The following is a 15,126-nucleotide window of genomic DNA, read 5'->3' as shown; positions in this document are numbered from 1 at the left end:
TCCTTATTTTTTGACGATTTTCGCCGAAGTATCCAGATAAACCTTACCTTGGTTTTTAACGGTTTCATAATCCATTGTTTCTGACGCAAGGTGCACCTCTTCTAACACTTCCTGCAAGGTGTCCACTTCTTTATCCAATTTTTGTAACGCGTTTTCCAGGGTGTAGCTGAGTTGGTGGATGTTGGCCATATCTTCTGCGCTAAGTTCGCCGTCCTTGATTAATTCAGCCATTTTTTCATTGTAGTTAGCCAGGTTAAACAAGGCTTGATCCAGCGTCTTAGCTGGCTGACCTTTATAGTGCTCATAGCGCTCGTCTTGCTCTGCCATCACCGTGGTTGTTGTAAAAAAGGAAACGCATAGTAATGCGTTAGCAGTAATTATCTTAAGTTTCATCGTAAACTCCTTGGCTTCGCTAAGTTGGAAATACTATTAATGCGAATCATTATCAATAATACCTGAACCTTGTCGATACACCAACCGGGTTACTCCTTCGGGTTAAGCTCTAGTCACCTACAGCAAAGTTACAGGCCGCAAAGAAATCTTGCCAGCTTTGCACGTGCGCTTTTGTTGCCTGGTTCAATTGCTCTGAAATTTCAGTCAGCTCCTTAAGGTAGGCGGTCAATTTGGGCGAATTAATCTCGGCATTTAACTCGCTTAATGATTCATTTGCGACATAGCCTTGCTCGGTGAAGCTGGCAAGTTGTGGCTGCACCTGTTCAATAAAGACCGTGTTGAATACGTCATGCAGCACGTGGGCGCGCTCGGGCGTCGAGTCAGAGCTACATCCGCTTGCCTCCACTAAGTTATCCAGCATCGGTTGTAAACGGCGCAAATAAGCTTCCTGTTCGAATAAGGTACGCCAGAGGTAGGGTAGGTAATTGCTTTGGTATAGGATTTCCATCGCTTCATCTATTTGGTCGCGAGAGGGGACCGCTGGTGCGTCCGTTTTACCGTTGAGCACGTCGCTTTTAAGCAACTGCAGGACGGTTCCCAGGGCACTTAGAGCGTTGGCGAAACGATCCGGATCAGCTTCAGCTAAGGTATCAGCGCCAACCCGCAGGGCATGGCGAAGCGCTTCATCAGTGGCCAGCGCATGCGCTTGTTCAGCGGCCAGATTGGCTTTTTTCTTTGCCAATGCTTCCGCCATCCGATCGGCTAAGCTGCTATCTTTGCTGCGCAACTCGTTGACACAATCCTGCATGGCTTCGACCAATAGTACATCGGTGTGCAGACGACTCAGACCTTCCTCCAGTTTGCCCAGCGCGCTGTTGCGCCTTGCAATTAGGTTGCCTGCAGCGCACTGGTCAATGCGCCAGGAGTCCGTTAAGGAAATACTGACACGCGGTATTGCCACCGTGAGTTGCCGTACTTCGGGTATTCGTGGCACTTCAACGCTCTGGTAGGCAACGGGCTCCTGTTCCAGGGTTTTAGCAATGCGCTGCTGGTAATCAACCAGCGGATCGAGGGCAGCGGGCCAGGGGCTACACGCACTCAAAAGCGCAATAGCAGCAAGACCACAAATCGCGTAGCAAACGCGTTGGTAAAACCGTACAATAATTTCATTCACGAATTGTCGAGGATGTTGTTTCATATGTTTACCGGTATTGTTCAGACGCAGGCAGAAGTGATTGCTATCGAGCAGCGCGAGCAGTTTCGCCAGCTGCAACTGCGTGTTGCATCAAAATTTCTGACCCAATTAGACATTGGCGCGAGTATCGCGATTAACGGATGTTGTCTTACGGTAGTTAAATTTAGCACAGATACAGTAAGTTTTGATGTGATCGACGAAACCCTTCGCCTCACCAATTTGGGTGATTTGCAAATCGGTTCACTGGTGAATCTCGAGCGTTCTTTGAAAGTAGGGGATGAAATCGGTGGGCATCATGTTTCCGGGCATATTCACACCGTAGGCACTATCGAGACCATTACGACCACCGACGACAATGTGGCGATGTGGATCGATTTCCCAGCGACGTTTAAACCTTATGTATTCGCCAAGGGCTTTATTAGTGTCAACGGTGCCAGTCTGACTATCGGTCAGGTGCATGACAATCGTTTTTCTCTGCACTTAATACCGGAAACGCTGCGGCTAACTAATCTGGCGAAGGCGGAACCTGGTACCCGGGTTAATCTCGAATTCGATCAACAAACCATTACTATCGTCGAAACCGTCGAGCGCATCCTGCAAGAGCAAAACGTTGCTCGTTGATCGTACGCTGCGCTGTTCGTACGCTTCGCTGTTCGTAAAAGAATACAACGAGTAGCGCAGCGTACGAACAACGAACAGCGCAGCGCACGAATAACGTTTTTAATAGTAATTTTCATCGTCGCTGCGGATTTTTACAATAATTTTATCGCGCACATCATCAAGCGTAACCTCAATATGGACATCATTACCACAGGCAGGGCATTCATCCTGATAATCCTGATCACCCTGTGAAGCATCAATAGCAACATGAATATGATGACCACAGTGGGGACAAGCTATCCCCGCATCGTGAAGCTTTTCCGCATTCATTCGATAACCTCAATGGTTGCTGGACTTAACCTGAGTATGGATCATGAGTTGCGGTGTGTGCCAACTTTAACGCGAAAATAACAGTGCAATGCCGGTTACAGCGATAAAGGCGCCGACAATACTGCGCAATGATGGCGGCTCACCGCGCAACCACTGGATGGGTATCAGCCATAATGGTGCCGTCGCTAACAAGGTTTGCGCCAGACCAGGGTGCAGGTAAGCAATGGCGGTCTGCTGTAACCAAATTGCCAGAAATGTGCCCATCACAATTGCCACGAACAACCAGGGCAGTGACGTATGACGCAGCGCACTACGGGTTTGTACGATAATGGCGGGCTTGAGCAACAACAAAGCCAGGGTGAGCGCTGCGGTGCCGGCCGCCAGTCGGACAAAAGCGGCCTGGAGAGGGTTAACCGCAAAGCTGGCAAGTGCCTCAAACGCCATGACGAGTCCTAACGCCTGACACAGTGCTGCACCAGTGGCCGCAAGCATACCAGCTCGGGTAAGTGGCTTTGACTGACGCTGCTGACCACGTTCGGTGACGATAACCAGAATACCAAGAAGCACAATCAGCGCAGCAACTACTTCTGCCAGACTCATAGCTTCGCGCAACCAGAGCCAGGCGATGAGCGCAGCAAAAGGCGGCGCCAGGTACTCGAACAACATAGTATGCCAGGGACCGATACGGCGTAGTGCAGTAAAGTAGAGGGTGTCACCGAGGGTGATGCCGATGACGCCACTTGCCAGCAACAACCACGCTGCTGCACTGCCATCAAATTGCACCAGCTGACCGCTGATTAAACCAACTAAAAATAGCAGCGGAACGGCGACAAAGCCTTTTACCAGATTGAGCTGGCTGGCAGACAAAAAGCTACCAGCCTGACTGTAAAGCAAGGTGGCAAGGGCCCAGAATAAGGCAGCAAAGAGTGCGGCCAGGGGGCCGATAATCCATTCCATAAGCAACTATCTTAGCTGGACTTGAAACTCAGGCCAATAGGCGCGTTGCGCCAAATGTCACGGTGCGGTATAGTTCGTTTTTCGTTGAATCACAAGTGACACTTGGTAGGTGCCACCACTGTTAAAGGAACAAGAGAATGCCTGTAGTAACGCTGCCTGATGGAAGTCAACGCGCTTTCGATAAACCCGTCTCAATCCTCGAAGTAGCTCAAGATATCGGTCCTGGTCTGGCAAAAGCCACCGTCGCTGGCAAAATTGATGGCGAACTGGTGGATGCTTGTGATCTGATCACCGACGATGCGACGGTGCATATTATCACCCCGAAAGATGATGAAGGCGTCCATATTATTCGCCACTCGTGCGCGCACCTGCTTGGCCATGCGTTAAAACAGTTGTTCCCCAAAGCGAAGATGGCTATTGGTCCAGTGATTGATAACGGCTTTTACTACGATATCGACATCGACAAAGCCCTGACACAAGATGACCTTGATGCGCTGGAAAAGCGAATGAAAGAGTTGGCAAAAACCGAGTATGAGGTGGTGAAAAACCGCGTCAGCTGGCAACAAGCCCGGGAAACTTTCGTCGAACGTCACGAACCCTACAAAATTGAAATTCTTGATGAAAACATCGGTCAGGACGAACGCCCCGCGTTGTATCATCATGAAGAGTATGTCGACATGTGTCGTGGCCCGCATGTACCGAATATGCGTTTCTGTCAGCACTTTAAAGTGATGAAAGTTGCTGGTGCTTATTGGCGTGGTAACTCTGACAATAAAATGCTGCAACGGGTCTATGGCACCGCATGGGCGGATAAGAAACAGCTCAAAGCTTACCTGCAACGACTGGAAGAAGCGGAAAAACGCGACCACCGGAAGATTGGCAAGTCCCAGGATTTGTTCCATTGGCAGGAAGAAGCGCCGGGCATGGTGTTTTGGCACCACAATGGCTGGACCATCTTCCAGGAACTTGAAAACTATGTGCGCGAAAAGTTGCGTGAATATGATTATCAGGAAGTAAAAGGTCCGTTCATGATGGATCGGGTGTTGTGGGAAAAATCCGGACACTGGGAGAAGTTCTCAGAGCTGATGTTCACCACCGCATCGGAAAACCGCGAGTACGCAATTAAGCCAATGAACTGTCCGGGCCACGTGCAGATCTTTAATCAGGGCCTGAAATCCTACCGTGACTTACCGCTGCGGATGGCGGAGTTTGGTTGTTGCCACCGTAATGAGCCATCAGGTGCATTACACGGTTTGATGCGGGTGCGTGGATTTACCCAGGATGACGCTCACATTTTCTGTACGCCAAAACAGGTGCAGGATGAAGTAAGCAGCTGTATCAAGATGGTCTATGAAACCTATAAAACCTTTGGTTTCGAAGACATCGTCGTCAAGCTCTCAACCCGCCCGGAAAAGCGTTTAGGTGATGATGCAACCTGGGATCATTCTGAGCAAGCCCTGGCAGAAGCGTTGAAGAATAACGGCATTAAATTTGAATACTTGCCAGGCGAGGGCGCGTTCTACGGCCCGAAAATCGAATTTACCCTGCATGACTGTTTAGGTCGTGCCTGGCAGTGCGGTACCGTGCAACTCGATTTCGCCTTACCAGGTCGTTTAGGTGCGACTTACGTCGGTGAAGATAACGAACGTCACACACCAGTGATGATTCACCGGGCGATTCTGGGTTCCCTTGAACGCTTTATGGGTATTTTAATTGAGGAATATGCCGGTTATTTCCCACTTTGGTTGGCACCAACGCAGATTGTGGTGATGAATATTACCGATAATCAGGCGGATTACGTCAAAAATACCGTAAAAGAGTTGAATAAACTCGGATTTAGGGCGACAGCCGACTTGAGAAATGAGAAAATAGGCTTTAAAATTCGCGAGCACACATTAAAACGTGTTCCTTATATGTTGGTTGTCGGCGATAAAGAGATCGAGAACCAAGCGGTTGCGGTACGTACGCGTCGCGGTGAAGACCAAGGCGTAAAAGGCCTGGAGCAATTTATTGCAGAGCTTACCGACGAAGTACGTAGTCGCAAAATTAGTTAATTGATTGGAGGAATGACCCATTAAAGGCGGAAAAAGAACTCAGAAACCTGCTGACAAAAATCGTATCAACGAAGATATTCGCGTTAACGAAGTGCGCTTGATCGGCGTTGAAGGTGAACAGATTGGTGTCGTAAGTATTCAAGAAGCTCTTGAAAAGGCCGAAGCGGCCGGTGTTGATCTGGTGGAAATTAGCCCAAATGCGGAGCCACCAGTGTGTCGTCTGATGGATTATGGCAAGTTCCTCTACGAGAAAGCTAAGAACGCGAAAGAGCAGAAGAAAAATCAGAAACAAATTCAGGTGAAGGAAGTGAAGTTCCGACCTGGTACTGATGAAGGCGATTACCAGGTAAAACTGCGCAACCTGGCTCGCTTTTTAGAGGGAGGTGACAAAACTAAAGTCACTATCCGTTTCCGTGGCCGTGAAATGGCGCATCAGGAAATTGGTATCGAATTGTTGAATCGTATTAAAGACGATTTGCAAGAAATATCAACTCTTGAGTCGTTCCCAAGACGGGCTGAGGGTCGCCAGATGATTATGGTTCTGGCCCCTGCCAAGAAGTAACTGTGGTCTAACAAGTAGTTAGGTTTCGACCGAGCTCACCCTGTTACACTTTTATGTTAACAATGCGGAGTTATTTTCATGCCGAAAATGAAATCCAATAAAGGCGCGTCAAAGCGCTTTAAAAAAACCGCTTCAGGCGGTTTCAAGTGCAAGCAATCACACTTGCGTCACATCCTGACTAAGAAGAGCTCTAAGCGGAAACGTCACCTGCGTGCGAAAAGCATGGTGCACGAAGCCGACGTTCAATTAGTCGCCCGTATGTTACCGTACGCATAAGGAAGGAGACAGCAAATGGCACGAGTAAAACGTGGTGTGATAGCGCGCGCGCGTCACAAGAAAGTCCTGAAGCAGGCGAAAGGTTATTATGGTGCTCGTTCACGTGTTTATCGCGTAGCGAAGCAAGCGGTTATCAAAGCAGGTCAATATGCTTATCGTGACCGTCGCAACAAGAAACGTCAATTCCGTCAATTGTGGATTGTGCGTATCAATGCTGCGGCCCGTCAAAACGGTTTGTCATACAGCCGCTTTATTAACGGCTTGAAAAAAGCATCGGTAGAAATCGATCGTAAAATCCTGGCCGACATCGCAGTGCACGACCAGAAAGGTTTTGCTGCGTTGGTAGAGAAAGCAAAAAGCTCTCTGTAAGCCAAGAAGAAAGTCGAAAAAGGGAGCATCACTGCTCCCTTTTTTTATGGTTTTTCGCTATGATAGGCGCAATTACAGGGTTTGAATCATGCCGCTGGTCGGCATTCACGCATCATCGAGGAACGTCATGGAGTTAAATGACATTGTCGCGAAGGCCGAAACCGCCGTCGCAGCCGCAACGACACCACAAGAACTGGATACCGTTCGCGTTGAATACATGGGCAAGAAAGGTCTGCTTACCGAACAATTAAAGAGCTTAGGTAAGCTCTCAGCGGAAGAGCGCCCAGCTGCAGGTCAGGCAATCAACCAGGCCAAACAGCAGGTTCAGCAAGCCATTAATGCGCGCAATGAAGAGCTAAAACAAGCACAACTGGCCGAGAAGCTCGCTGCGGAACGTATCGACGTTACGCTGCCAGGTCGTCGCGCTGCAGTAGGCGGCTTGCACCCGGTAACCCAAACCATTCAACGGATTGAGCAATTCTTTGGTGATTTAGGCTTCCGTGTTGTCGAAGGCCCTGAAGTTGAAGATGACTTCCATAATTTTGATGCGTTAAATATTCCTGCCAATCATCCGGCCAGAGCGGATCACGACACCTTTTATTTCACCCCGAAGACGATGTTGCGGACGCAGACATCCGGCGTACAGATTCGTACGATGGAACACGAGCAGCCACCGTTGCGAATCATTTCGCCGGGCCGTGTGTACCGCAATGACTACGATCAAACTCACACGCCAATGTTCCATCAGGTTGAAGGTTTAATGGTCGACACTGATGTCAGCTTTACCCAATTAAAAGGCATTCTGGAAGATTTTCTGGTGAACTTCTTTGAAGAGTCACTGGAAGTCCGCTTCCGTCCTTCCTATTTCCCCTTTACCGAGCCCTCAGCAGAGGTTGATGTACGCCGTAAAGATGGCCAGTGGCTGGAAGTATTAGGTTGCGGCATGGTGCACCCGAAAGTATTGCAGGCAGTCGGCATCGACAGTGAGAAATACACTGGTTTTGCCTTCGGTATGGGCGTTGAACGTCTGACCATGTTGCGTTATGGCGTGAACGATCTACGTGCGTTTTTTGAAAACGACGTGCGCTTCTTGAAACAGTTTAATTAAGTCCGGGTGCAGAGATGAAATTTAGTGAAAAATGGCTACGTAGTTGGGTAAACCCTACTCTTGATCAAGTCCAGTTAGCTGAGCAATTAAGCATGGCGGGACTGGAAGTTGATGACATCACGCCGGTGGCTGAAGCCTTTAATTCAGTAGTTGTAGGCGAAGTTGTGAAGTGCTGGCAACATCCGGATGCCGATAAGCTGCAAGTCACCGAAGTGAATATTGGTACCGATGAGCCAACCACCATTGTCTGTGGTGCACCTAATTGCCGGCAGGGTATCAAAGTTGCAGTAGCGACCGTTGGTGCAGTGTTGCCAGGTGATTTTAAAATTAAAAAAGCGAAATTGCGCGGCCAGCCATCACTGGGCATGCTGTGCTCAAATGCTGAGCTTGGTTTAAGCGACGATCACGATGGTATCGTGGAGTTGCCCGCTGACGCACCGATCGGCATGGACTACCGCGAGTACCTTGAGCTCAATGATGTTACCTTCGATGTCGATTTAACGCCTAATCGCGCAGATTGTCTCGGTTTACGTGGAATTGCCCGGGAAGTAGGCGTCCTCAACCGTATGACCGTCACTGAACCGGAAATTAACGAAGTCAAAACCAGTCATGACCAGTCACGGTCGATTGAACTGGTCGCTGCAGAAGCTTGCCCACGGTATCTAGGTCGTGTGGTTACCAATGTTAACATCCAGGCTGAAACCCCCTTGTGGTTACGCGAACGCCTGCGCCGTAGTGGTGTTCGCAGTATTGACCCAGTGGTCGACGTGACCAACTACGTGTTGCTTGAGCTCGGTCATCCGATGCATGCATTCGACAACGACAAACTCAGCGGCGCGGTGCAAATTCGCATGGCGAAAGCGAATGAAAAACTGACCCTGCTTGATGGCAACGAAGTGACCTTGCAGGATGACGTACTGGTGATTGCTGACGCTGATAAAGCTCTGGCTATGGCCGGTATTTTTGGCGGCGAGGCGAGTGGCGTCACCGCTGAAAGCAGCACCATTTTCCTTGAAAGTGCGTTCTTTGCTCCAGAAGCTATCGCCGGGCGTGCACGCCGTTTTGGTTTGCATACCGATGCTTCCCATCGCTATGAGCGTGGAGTTGATCCGGAACTCCAGCGCACCGCCATGGAGCGTGCGACGCAACTGATTATTGATATCTGCGGTGGTGAGGCCGGTCCGGTTATTGAAGCCAAAGACGAGCGCTACCTGCCACAACCACAGAGCGTGAAGTTACGCAAAGAACGTTTGGCTAATGTACTGGGCATCCGCATCGCAGACGATGAAGTGACGGAGATCCTGCAACGCTTAGGCTTTACTGTAGAGGCAGACGCTGAGGCCTGGCAGGTCAGCGTACCGACGTTCCGCTTTGACATCGCAATTGAAGAAGACCTTATTGAAGAAGTTGCGCGGATTTACGGCTATCATCGTATCGAGGCCACAGCCCCGGCAGCGCAGCTACGCATGGTGCCGCGTCAGGAAGCACAACTGACAACGAATAAACTGAAGAATTTACTGGTTCACCGGGGTTATCAGGAAGCGATTACTTATAGCTTTGTTGATCCTAAGCATCAGGCGATGTTGTTTGATGATTCGGCTGCCTTAACGCTGCCATTCCCAATCAGTGTAGAAATGTCGTCTATGCGTGTCAGCTTGTGGCCAGGTTTGATAGGAGCTGTGGCGCATAATCAGAAGCGTCAGCAACAGAGTCTGGCGTTTTGTGAAACCGGATTACGCTTCTTACCTGATGATAAAGCTGAAAACGGTGTTACTCAGCAAGCGATGATCGCTGGTATTCGTGGTGGTAAAGCGAACGCTGAACACTGGAACGAGGGTGAGCGAGCGGTTGATTTCTTCGACATCAAAGGTGATGTTGAGGCGCTATTGGCGGCGACTGGTGAAGCAGGGCAGTACACCTTTGTAGCCGACTCACACCCGGCATTACATCCGGGTCAGTCAGCAGCTATTTTCAAAAATGGCAAAACCGTTGGCTACCTTGGCGCGGTGCATCCACAGTTCGAGAAAAAATTGGGGCTTAACGGTCGTACCTTCGTATTCGAGTTAGAGTTAAGCGCAGTGCAACAGCGTCGTCTGCCAGCGGCGCAGCCGATTTCACGTTTTCCTTCAATTCGACGTGATCTGGCTATCGTGGTGCCGACCCAGTTAGCTGCAGGAGAAATTCTCAAGGCTATTGAAAATGTTGGCGTAAATCATTTAGTTGACCTAAACTTATTTGACGTTTACGAAGGTTCAGGAGTCGCCGATGGTTATCGCAGTCTGGCGTTATCACTTATCCTGCAACACACGGAACGCACTCTTGAAGATCAAGAAATCAATGCAGCAGTCAAAGCAGTGGTTGAAATGCTGACTAACGAATTCGGGGCAACCCTGAGGGAGTAAGCTATGGCGCTGACCAAAGCAGAAATGGCAGAACATTTATTTGAAAAATTTGGCATCAATAAACGTGATGCTAAAGATTTGGTCGAGAACTTCTTTGAAGAGATACGTCGTACTTTGGAGCAGGGAGAGGAAGTAAAACTCTCCGGTTTTGGTAATTTTGAATTGCGGACTAAGAATGAACGCCCGGGAAGAAATCCGAAAACCGGTGAAGATATCCCTATTTCAGCACGACGGGTTGTGACATTTCGTCCTGGGCAGAAGCTTAAGCAAAGGGTTAGCAACGCCAAGCCGAAAACATAATTGTCAGATTTCCAGTCTTAGTGACATAAAAAAGCCGCTCCTGAAATCAGGAGCGGCTTTTTTGTGTCTGCACTAACCTGTTATTTAAAAAATAAGCTGCTGAACGGATTCAACAAGCGGCTGAGACCCGACGTAAAGTGCATGGGTGCATCCAGCGCGGCAAGCGTCAGACAGTCTTCATCACGGGTTTGCGGCGTGTGCTTCACGCTGCCATCCAGAAACACGAAGTCGCCATCGCGGTATTCTGATGTTTCGTCATTAAACACACCATTGACCACCAGTGTTGCTTCGTTACCTTTATGGGTATGCTCGGGGACCCGGGTATTTTCCGCCATATATATAAAGGTCAGGACGTCTTCGCCGGATATCTGCACGGGAGCCCGCCACATTTGGCCAATGAGCTTGTGCCAGTGGCCTATACGATGATGGTTGCGCGCCAGAGTTGCTGGCAACTGAAAACGTTTGCCTTCCAGTACCAGTTCAGTTGGACTCTTATCCATTACCATACTGGTTGGCTGTGGAGCTTGCGCCATAATTCTGGCAAGCATGGCATCGTCCGCAAAGCTGTCATTCGCTGCTGCAAACTCGGCAGGAAGCTGACGCTGACCAAATACTTTCTGCGCCAAATCTTCTTCAATATGTTGAACATGGCGTTGACACTGGGAACACATATCCACATGGGTGCCAACCATCATTAACATGGCCGGAGATAAATCGCCGGTCACGTAGTGAAATAAATGCTCTTCGCTAGGGTGAAACTTAATCATCGCTTTGTATCAACTCTCTTAACTTTTGCAATGCTAAACGAGTACGGGATTTCACAGTACCCAGGGGGATGCCCAACGCATCCGCAACTTCCTGTTGAGACTTCCCTGCCACATAGATCAGTTCAATAACGGTTCGTTGCGCTTTCGGCAACGCTTCACAATAGACAGCGAGCTGCTGCATGAGAAGGTCATCATCAAGTGCATAATCATCGTCGAGGCTTTCGTTCTGCTCCGCAAGCACTGGCCATAGTTCGTCAGCACTAAGATCGTGTTGGCGATGCTTGTTCTTACGAAGAAAGTCAAAGCGTATATTTCGTGCAATAGTAAAAATCCAGGTTGATGCTGAACCGCGATCAGGCTTGAACAGATGTGCTTTGTTCCAAACGTTGGTCATCGTCTCTTGCACCAGATCCATGGCGGTTTGTTCATTGCCGAACTGGCGAGTCGCGTAGGCTTTCAGGCGTGGTGCGAAATATCTGAACAGCTCGCTGAATGCCTGGCGAGATTGTTCGGTCGCAACAAGGGCGAGTAAAGCCGCAGCATGCTCAGGGTCATCAGGCTGCGCAGAGGACATAATGTTCCGTTTTGTTTTAGTTTCAGTCACTGTCTGCATAGTATTACCTGTGGCAAATTTCCTCAAGTTACTTTGCAATTACGCCACTGCTGAAAAAGTGGATCATAATTGTTTTTCACTTTCATCAATGAGTCCATTTAAATAGTCGAGCGTGGGCTCGCATGAAGGCTCGCGTAAAAGTTCCTGTTTAACCTCGGCATTTAATGGCAGTAACTCCAGCCAGCGCCGGCAGACCCAATCTGCACAACTCAATCGCTCGTCACTGGGGCACTTCCCAAGTTCCGGGTACTCTGCATAGACCTGACACAAACGGTCCGCCAAATGCTGATGCTGCCGCTGCAGTGGTGTTTCCTGCCAGTGGTTTATGATTTCTACCTCGCCACAGCGTAAGCCATCGCCATCAACTTTAATTTGTTTAATTTCACAGGCCTCGACGCCCTCAACGGTTATGCCCAGGAGACCGTCATCACAGTGTTCGAAATCGATAATTCGTGCCAGGGTTGCGACCGGATGAATATGGGTATTTTGTTCAACCGAACCGTGTTCGTTGTACATGCACATGCCGATCCGGCCATCATCACCTCTTGCGCAAACTTCGCGCACCATCCTTAAATAGCGCGGTTCAAAAATACGCAGGCGCATTGTGCCACCAGGCAGAACATGCCCTGACAACGGGAACAATGGTAAATTTGATAGTGCACGGTTCATGACGTTAGCCTCTTGAGCTGTTGGCCTGTATCTTTAGTTATGATGTGATTACGCTCATTGGCTTAGATAAGATCGTTGTGATTGAACTTTTTTCGAACAAACGCGTAATGTTCGGAGTAACAATGCTTTTAGAGGGATGTATGCAACAAATCAAAGTCGGGATCAGTGCATGTTTGCTAGGGGATGAAGTACGCTTTGATGGGGGTCATAAGCGCTCAGCATTTTGCACTGAGGAATTGGGCCGTCATGTCGAGTTCGTTAAGCTCTGCCCCGAAGTCGGCATAGGCATGCCGGTGCCGCGCCCCACAATCCGGCTGGAGCAGCACAATGGCGAAGCCCGTGCTGTGGTGCCAAAAACCGGTGAAGATGTCACTGCAAGACTGATAGCTTTCGCTGATCGGGCGCAATCACACATCACGCAGGTGAGTGGTTACGTGTTGTGTGCGAAATCACCCAGCTGTGGTATGGAGCGTGTGAAACTGTATAACCCGGATAACGGTCACGCGCAAAAAGCGGGAGAAGGGATTTTTGCTGCACAGTTGAGACAGCGGTTCCCAGCCTTGCCACTTGAAGAAGATGGTCGCTTACAGGACCCTCAACTGCGCGAAAATTTCGTGATGCGCGTCTTTGTTTATGCGGCCTGGCAGAGTTTGCCTGAGGCGTTCAGCAAAGCGGACTTGCTGAACTTCCATACCAGTCTCAAATTGTTATTACTGGCCCACAATCAGCAGGCGTACCGCTCACTGGGTCGTGAAGTTGCGCAGCTTCAGACTGTCAACGACGCTGCCCGCAAAACCTATATTGAAGGAGTCATGTCTGCACTGGCCAGCCCGGCGACCCGCGCGAATCACACGAATGTGTTGCAGCATATTCAGGGTTACTTCAAGCAGCATCTGAGCTCAGATCAGCGCGAAGAACTGACTGATAGCATTTTGTCCTATCGTCAGGGAACCGAGCCACTACTGGTGCCTTTAACCTTGCTGCGCCATTATTTACGCGAATACCCCAGTGATTATCTGACAGGGCAACGTTACCTCAATCCCTATCCGAAAGACCTAAAACTGAGGTATGGATTGTAATGGCACACCTTGTCTGGTTCCGTAACGATTTACGCTTGCGTGATAACCCCGCTGTGGCTAGTGCTCTGGCTGCGACCGAGGCTAATGACGAAGCCATTTATGGCTTATTCCTCTATAGTGAAAAGCAATGGCAACGGCATAACTGGGCGCCAATAAAAGTTGATTTGTTACTCCGGCAGTTACGATCATTACAGCAGGAGGCCGCAGAGTGGGGCATCGCACTGCATATTAAAGGCGTGCGTGACTGGCATACCGTGCCTCGCGTGGTTCGCGACTTTTGTGCGCAATACGACATTACCGATGTGACCTACAACAGCGAGTATCCAGTCGACGAACAAAAACGTGACCGGGCCACCCGTAGCTGGCTTGCTGAACAAGGGATTGGCGTACAAAGTTTCCATGGCATGGTGCTGGTACCGCCGGTGTTGCGAACTCAGGCTGGTGATTATTATAAAAAGTTCACTCCCTATTACCGTTCCTGGCTGGAACATCTGCGATTACGCGGGTTGCCTGAGCCTTATGGTAAGCCTGAACGTAGCTCCGTAGCTTGCCCGGATTTTCCTGAACGTATCGACTACCCGCAGCGTGACAGCAGCGCCTGGGTGGTAGGCGAAAACGCCTGCTATGAGCAACTAAAGCAATTTATTGATAACACTGTTGCCGATTATGATGAAGATCGTGATTTGCCGGCGCTCGACGGTACATCAAAACTCTCACCCTACTGGGAGCTCGGTGTCCTTGCACCACAAACAGCTGCACGACAGTTGCAAAAGTTGGCACCGGAATTCCCCGATGGTTTACCGGAAGGCGCTAAAACCTGGCTTAGTGAGTTGGCCTGGCGTGAGTTCTATCAGCACCTGATGGATGCCGTACCCCGACTTAGCTACGGTAAGGCCTTTCAACAGCATACCGAAGCCTTTAGCTGGAATGACAGCGAAGAAGATTTTGTGGCGTGGTGCCAGGGGCGTACGGGCTATCCTATCGTTGACGCAGGTATGCGTCAGCTACAAGCCGAAGGCTGGATGCACAATCGCGTACGTATGATTGTTGCCAACTTTTTGGTCAAAGATCTGCATATCGATTGGCGTAAGGGCGAACAGTTTTTTATGGAAAATCTGATCGATGGGAGTTTTCCGGCGAATAATGGCGGTTGGCAATGGAGCGCTTCTACAGGCACCGATGCGGTGCCTTATTTCCGGGTGTTTAATCCAACCTCACAAAGCCGAAAAGTTGATCCGGACGGCAGCTATATTCGTAAGTATGTCGAACAGTTGGCTGCTTGCCCGGCCAGTGAGATTCATGAACCCGGAAAATGGGTGAAAAAGCATTCGGTAGATTACCCGCAACCGATTGTTGATCATAAGCAAGCGCGGGAAGTTTTTTTAAGTAAGTTCAAAGCATTGTAGAAAATCAGCTACACTTAAAAGTGATGATTTTTTCATAGTAGGGTAT

General features: G+C 49.5%; 17 protein-coding genes. 10 read left to right on the top strand and 7 right to left on the bottom strand.

Annotation, left to right across the window (positions count from 1 at the left end; translation table 11 throughout):
• Positions 1–3: 3 nt before the first annotated feature.
• Both CWI69_RS04155 and CWI69_RS04150 read right to left on the bottom strand, forming a co-directional pair.
• Positions 4–393 (bottom strand): DUF6746 family protein, encoded by a 390-nt coding sequence (locus CWI69_RS04155; RefSeq protein WP_126762148.1) that lies wholly within the window; start codon positions 391–393, stop codon positions 4–6.
• Positions 394–502: 109 nt separating this feature from the next.
• Positions 503–1,591, bottom strand: a complete 1,089-nt coding sequence (locus tag CWI69_RS04150) for a DUF3080 family protein (RefSeq protein ID WP_126762146.1) — start codon at positions 1,589–1,591, stop codon at positions 503–505.
• Here CWI69_RS04150 and CWI69_RS04145 point away from each other — a divergent pair, their 5' ends adjacent.
• A complete protein-coding gene (locus CWI69_RS04145; RefSeq protein ID WP_126762144.1) occupies positions 1,592–2,209 on the top strand; it encodes a riboflavin synthase subunit alpha in 618 nt (205 codons plus the stop codon).
• 99 nt (positions 2,210–2,308) lie between these two features.
• Here CWI69_RS04145 and CWI69_RS04140 read toward each other — a convergent pair whose 3' ends face one another.
• Both CWI69_RS04140 and CWI69_RS04135 read right to left on the bottom strand, forming a co-directional pair.
• Positions 2,309–2,518 carry a CPXCG motif-containing cysteine-rich protein gene (locus tag CWI69_RS04140; protein WP_126762142.1) on the bottom strand — a complete coding sequence of 70 codons (210 nt, stop codon included), beginning with the start codon at positions 2,516–2,518 and terminating at the stop codon, positions 2,309–2,311.
• Between the two features lie 66 nt (positions 2,519–2,584).
• Positions 2,585–3,475, bottom strand: coding sequence for a DMT family transporter (locus CWI69_RS04135; protein WP_126762140.1), 891 nt, complete (start codon positions 3,473–3,475; stop codon positions 2,585–2,587).
• Positions 3,476–3,612: 137 nt separating this feature from the next.
• Between CWI69_RS04135 and thrS the strand changes: the two genes are divergently transcribed.
• The 7 genes from thrS to CWI69_RS04100 all read left to right on the top strand — a co-directional run bounded on the left by thrS (position 3,613) and on the right by CWI69_RS04100 (position 10,546).
• Positions 3,613–5,529, top strand: a complete 1,917-nt coding sequence (gene thrS / locus CWI69_RS04130; protein WP_126762138.1) for a threonine--tRNA ligase — start codon at positions 3,613–3,615, stop codon at positions 5,527–5,529.
• Positions 5,530–5,548: 19 nt separating this feature from the next.
• A complete protein-coding gene (infC, locus tag CWI69_RS04125) occupies positions 5,549–6,091 on the top strand; it encodes a translation initiation factor IF-3 (protein ID WP_126762136.1) in 543 nt (180 codons plus the stop codon).
• 78 nt (positions 6,092–6,169) lie between these two features.
• Positions 6,170–6,367 carry a 50S ribosomal protein L35 gene (gene rpmI / locus CWI69_RS04120; protein WP_126762134.1) on the top strand — a complete coding sequence of 66 codons (198 nt, stop codon included), beginning with the start codon at positions 6,170–6,172 and terminating at the stop codon, positions 6,365–6,367.
• Between the two features lie 15 nt (positions 6,368–6,382).
• Positions 6,383–6,736, top strand: a complete 354-nt coding sequence (rplT, locus tag CWI69_RS04115) for a 50S ribosomal protein L20 (RefSeq protein ID WP_126762132.1) — start codon at positions 6,383–6,385, stop codon at positions 6,734–6,736.
• A 127-nt stretch (positions 6,737–6,863) separates the two neighbouring features.
• The gene (pheS, locus tag CWI69_RS04110; RefSeq protein WP_126762130.1) at positions 6,864–7,844 is read left to right on the top strand and encodes a phenylalanine--tRNA ligase subunit alpha; all 981 of its coding nucleotides are present in this window, start codon (positions 6,864–6,866) and stop codon (positions 7,842–7,844) included.
• A gap of 14 nt (positions 7,845–7,858) precedes the next feature.
• Positions 7,859–10,246 (top strand): phenylalanine--tRNA ligase subunit beta, encoded by a 2,388-nt coding sequence (gene pheT, locus CWI69_RS04105; protein ID WP_126762128.1) that lies wholly within the window; start codon positions 7,859–7,861, stop codon positions 10,244–10,246.
• Between the two features lie 3 nt (positions 10,247–10,249).
• Positions 10,250–10,546 (top strand): integration host factor subunit alpha, encoded by a 297-nt coding sequence (locus tag CWI69_RS04100; protein ID WP_126762126.1) that lies wholly within the window; start codon positions 10,250–10,252, stop codon positions 10,544–10,546.
• A gap of 80 nt (positions 10,547–10,626) precedes the next feature.
• On the opposite strand, the gene CWI69_RS04095 is transcribed toward CWI69_RS04100, so the two are convergent.
• The 3 genes from CWI69_RS04095 to CWI69_RS04085 all read right to left on the bottom strand — a co-directional run bounded on the left by CWI69_RS04095 (position 10,627) and on the right by CWI69_RS04085 (position 12,595).
• On the bottom strand, positions 10,627–11,313 hold the full coding sequence (locus tag CWI69_RS04095) for a ChrR family anti-sigma-E factor (protein ID WP_126762124.1): 687 nt from the start codon (positions 11,311–11,313) through the stop codon (positions 10,627–10,629).
• Entirely contained in the window at positions 11,306–11,887 is a 582-nt protein-coding gene (locus CWI69_RS04090) for a sigma-70 family RNA polymerase sigma factor (protein WP_241971022.1), read from the bottom strand. Before CWI69_RS04090 ends, CWI69_RS04095 begins: the two co-directional genes overlap by 8 nt.
• A gap of 102 nt (positions 11,888–11,989) precedes the next feature.
• The gene (locus CWI69_RS04085) at positions 11,990–12,595 is read right to left on the bottom strand and encodes an LON peptidase substrate-binding domain-containing protein (RefSeq protein WP_126762120.1); all 606 of its coding nucleotides are present in this window, start codon (positions 12,593–12,595) and stop codon (positions 11,990–11,992) included.
• Positions 12,596–12,735: 140 nt separating this feature from the next.
• On the opposite strand from CWI69_RS04085, the gene CWI69_RS04080 reads away from it, so the two are divergent.
• Both CWI69_RS04080 and phrB read left to right on the top strand, forming a co-directional pair.
• Complete coding sequence (locus CWI69_RS04080; RefSeq protein WP_126762118.1) at positions 12,736–13,674, top strand: YbgA family protein; 939 nt, start codon at positions 12,736–12,738, stop codon at positions 13,672–13,674.
• On the top strand, positions 13,674–15,080 hold the full coding sequence (phrB, locus tag CWI69_RS04075; protein ID WP_126762116.1) for a deoxyribodipyrimidine photo-lyase: 1,407 nt from the start codon (positions 13,674–13,676) through the stop codon (positions 15,078–15,080). The genes CWI69_RS04080 and phrB overlap by 1 nt, the downstream gene beginning before the upstream one ends.
• Positions 15,081–15,126 lie beyond the last annotated feature (46 nt).

Source organism: Pseudidiomarina halophila (assembly GCF_003987215.1).
In the GTDB taxonomy this organism is placed as follows: Bacteria; Pseudomonadota; Gammaproteobacteria; order Enterobacterales; family Alteromonadaceae; genus Pseudidiomarina; species Pseudidiomarina halophila.
This window is presented reverse-complemented; position numbering and strand designations above follow the sequence as displayed.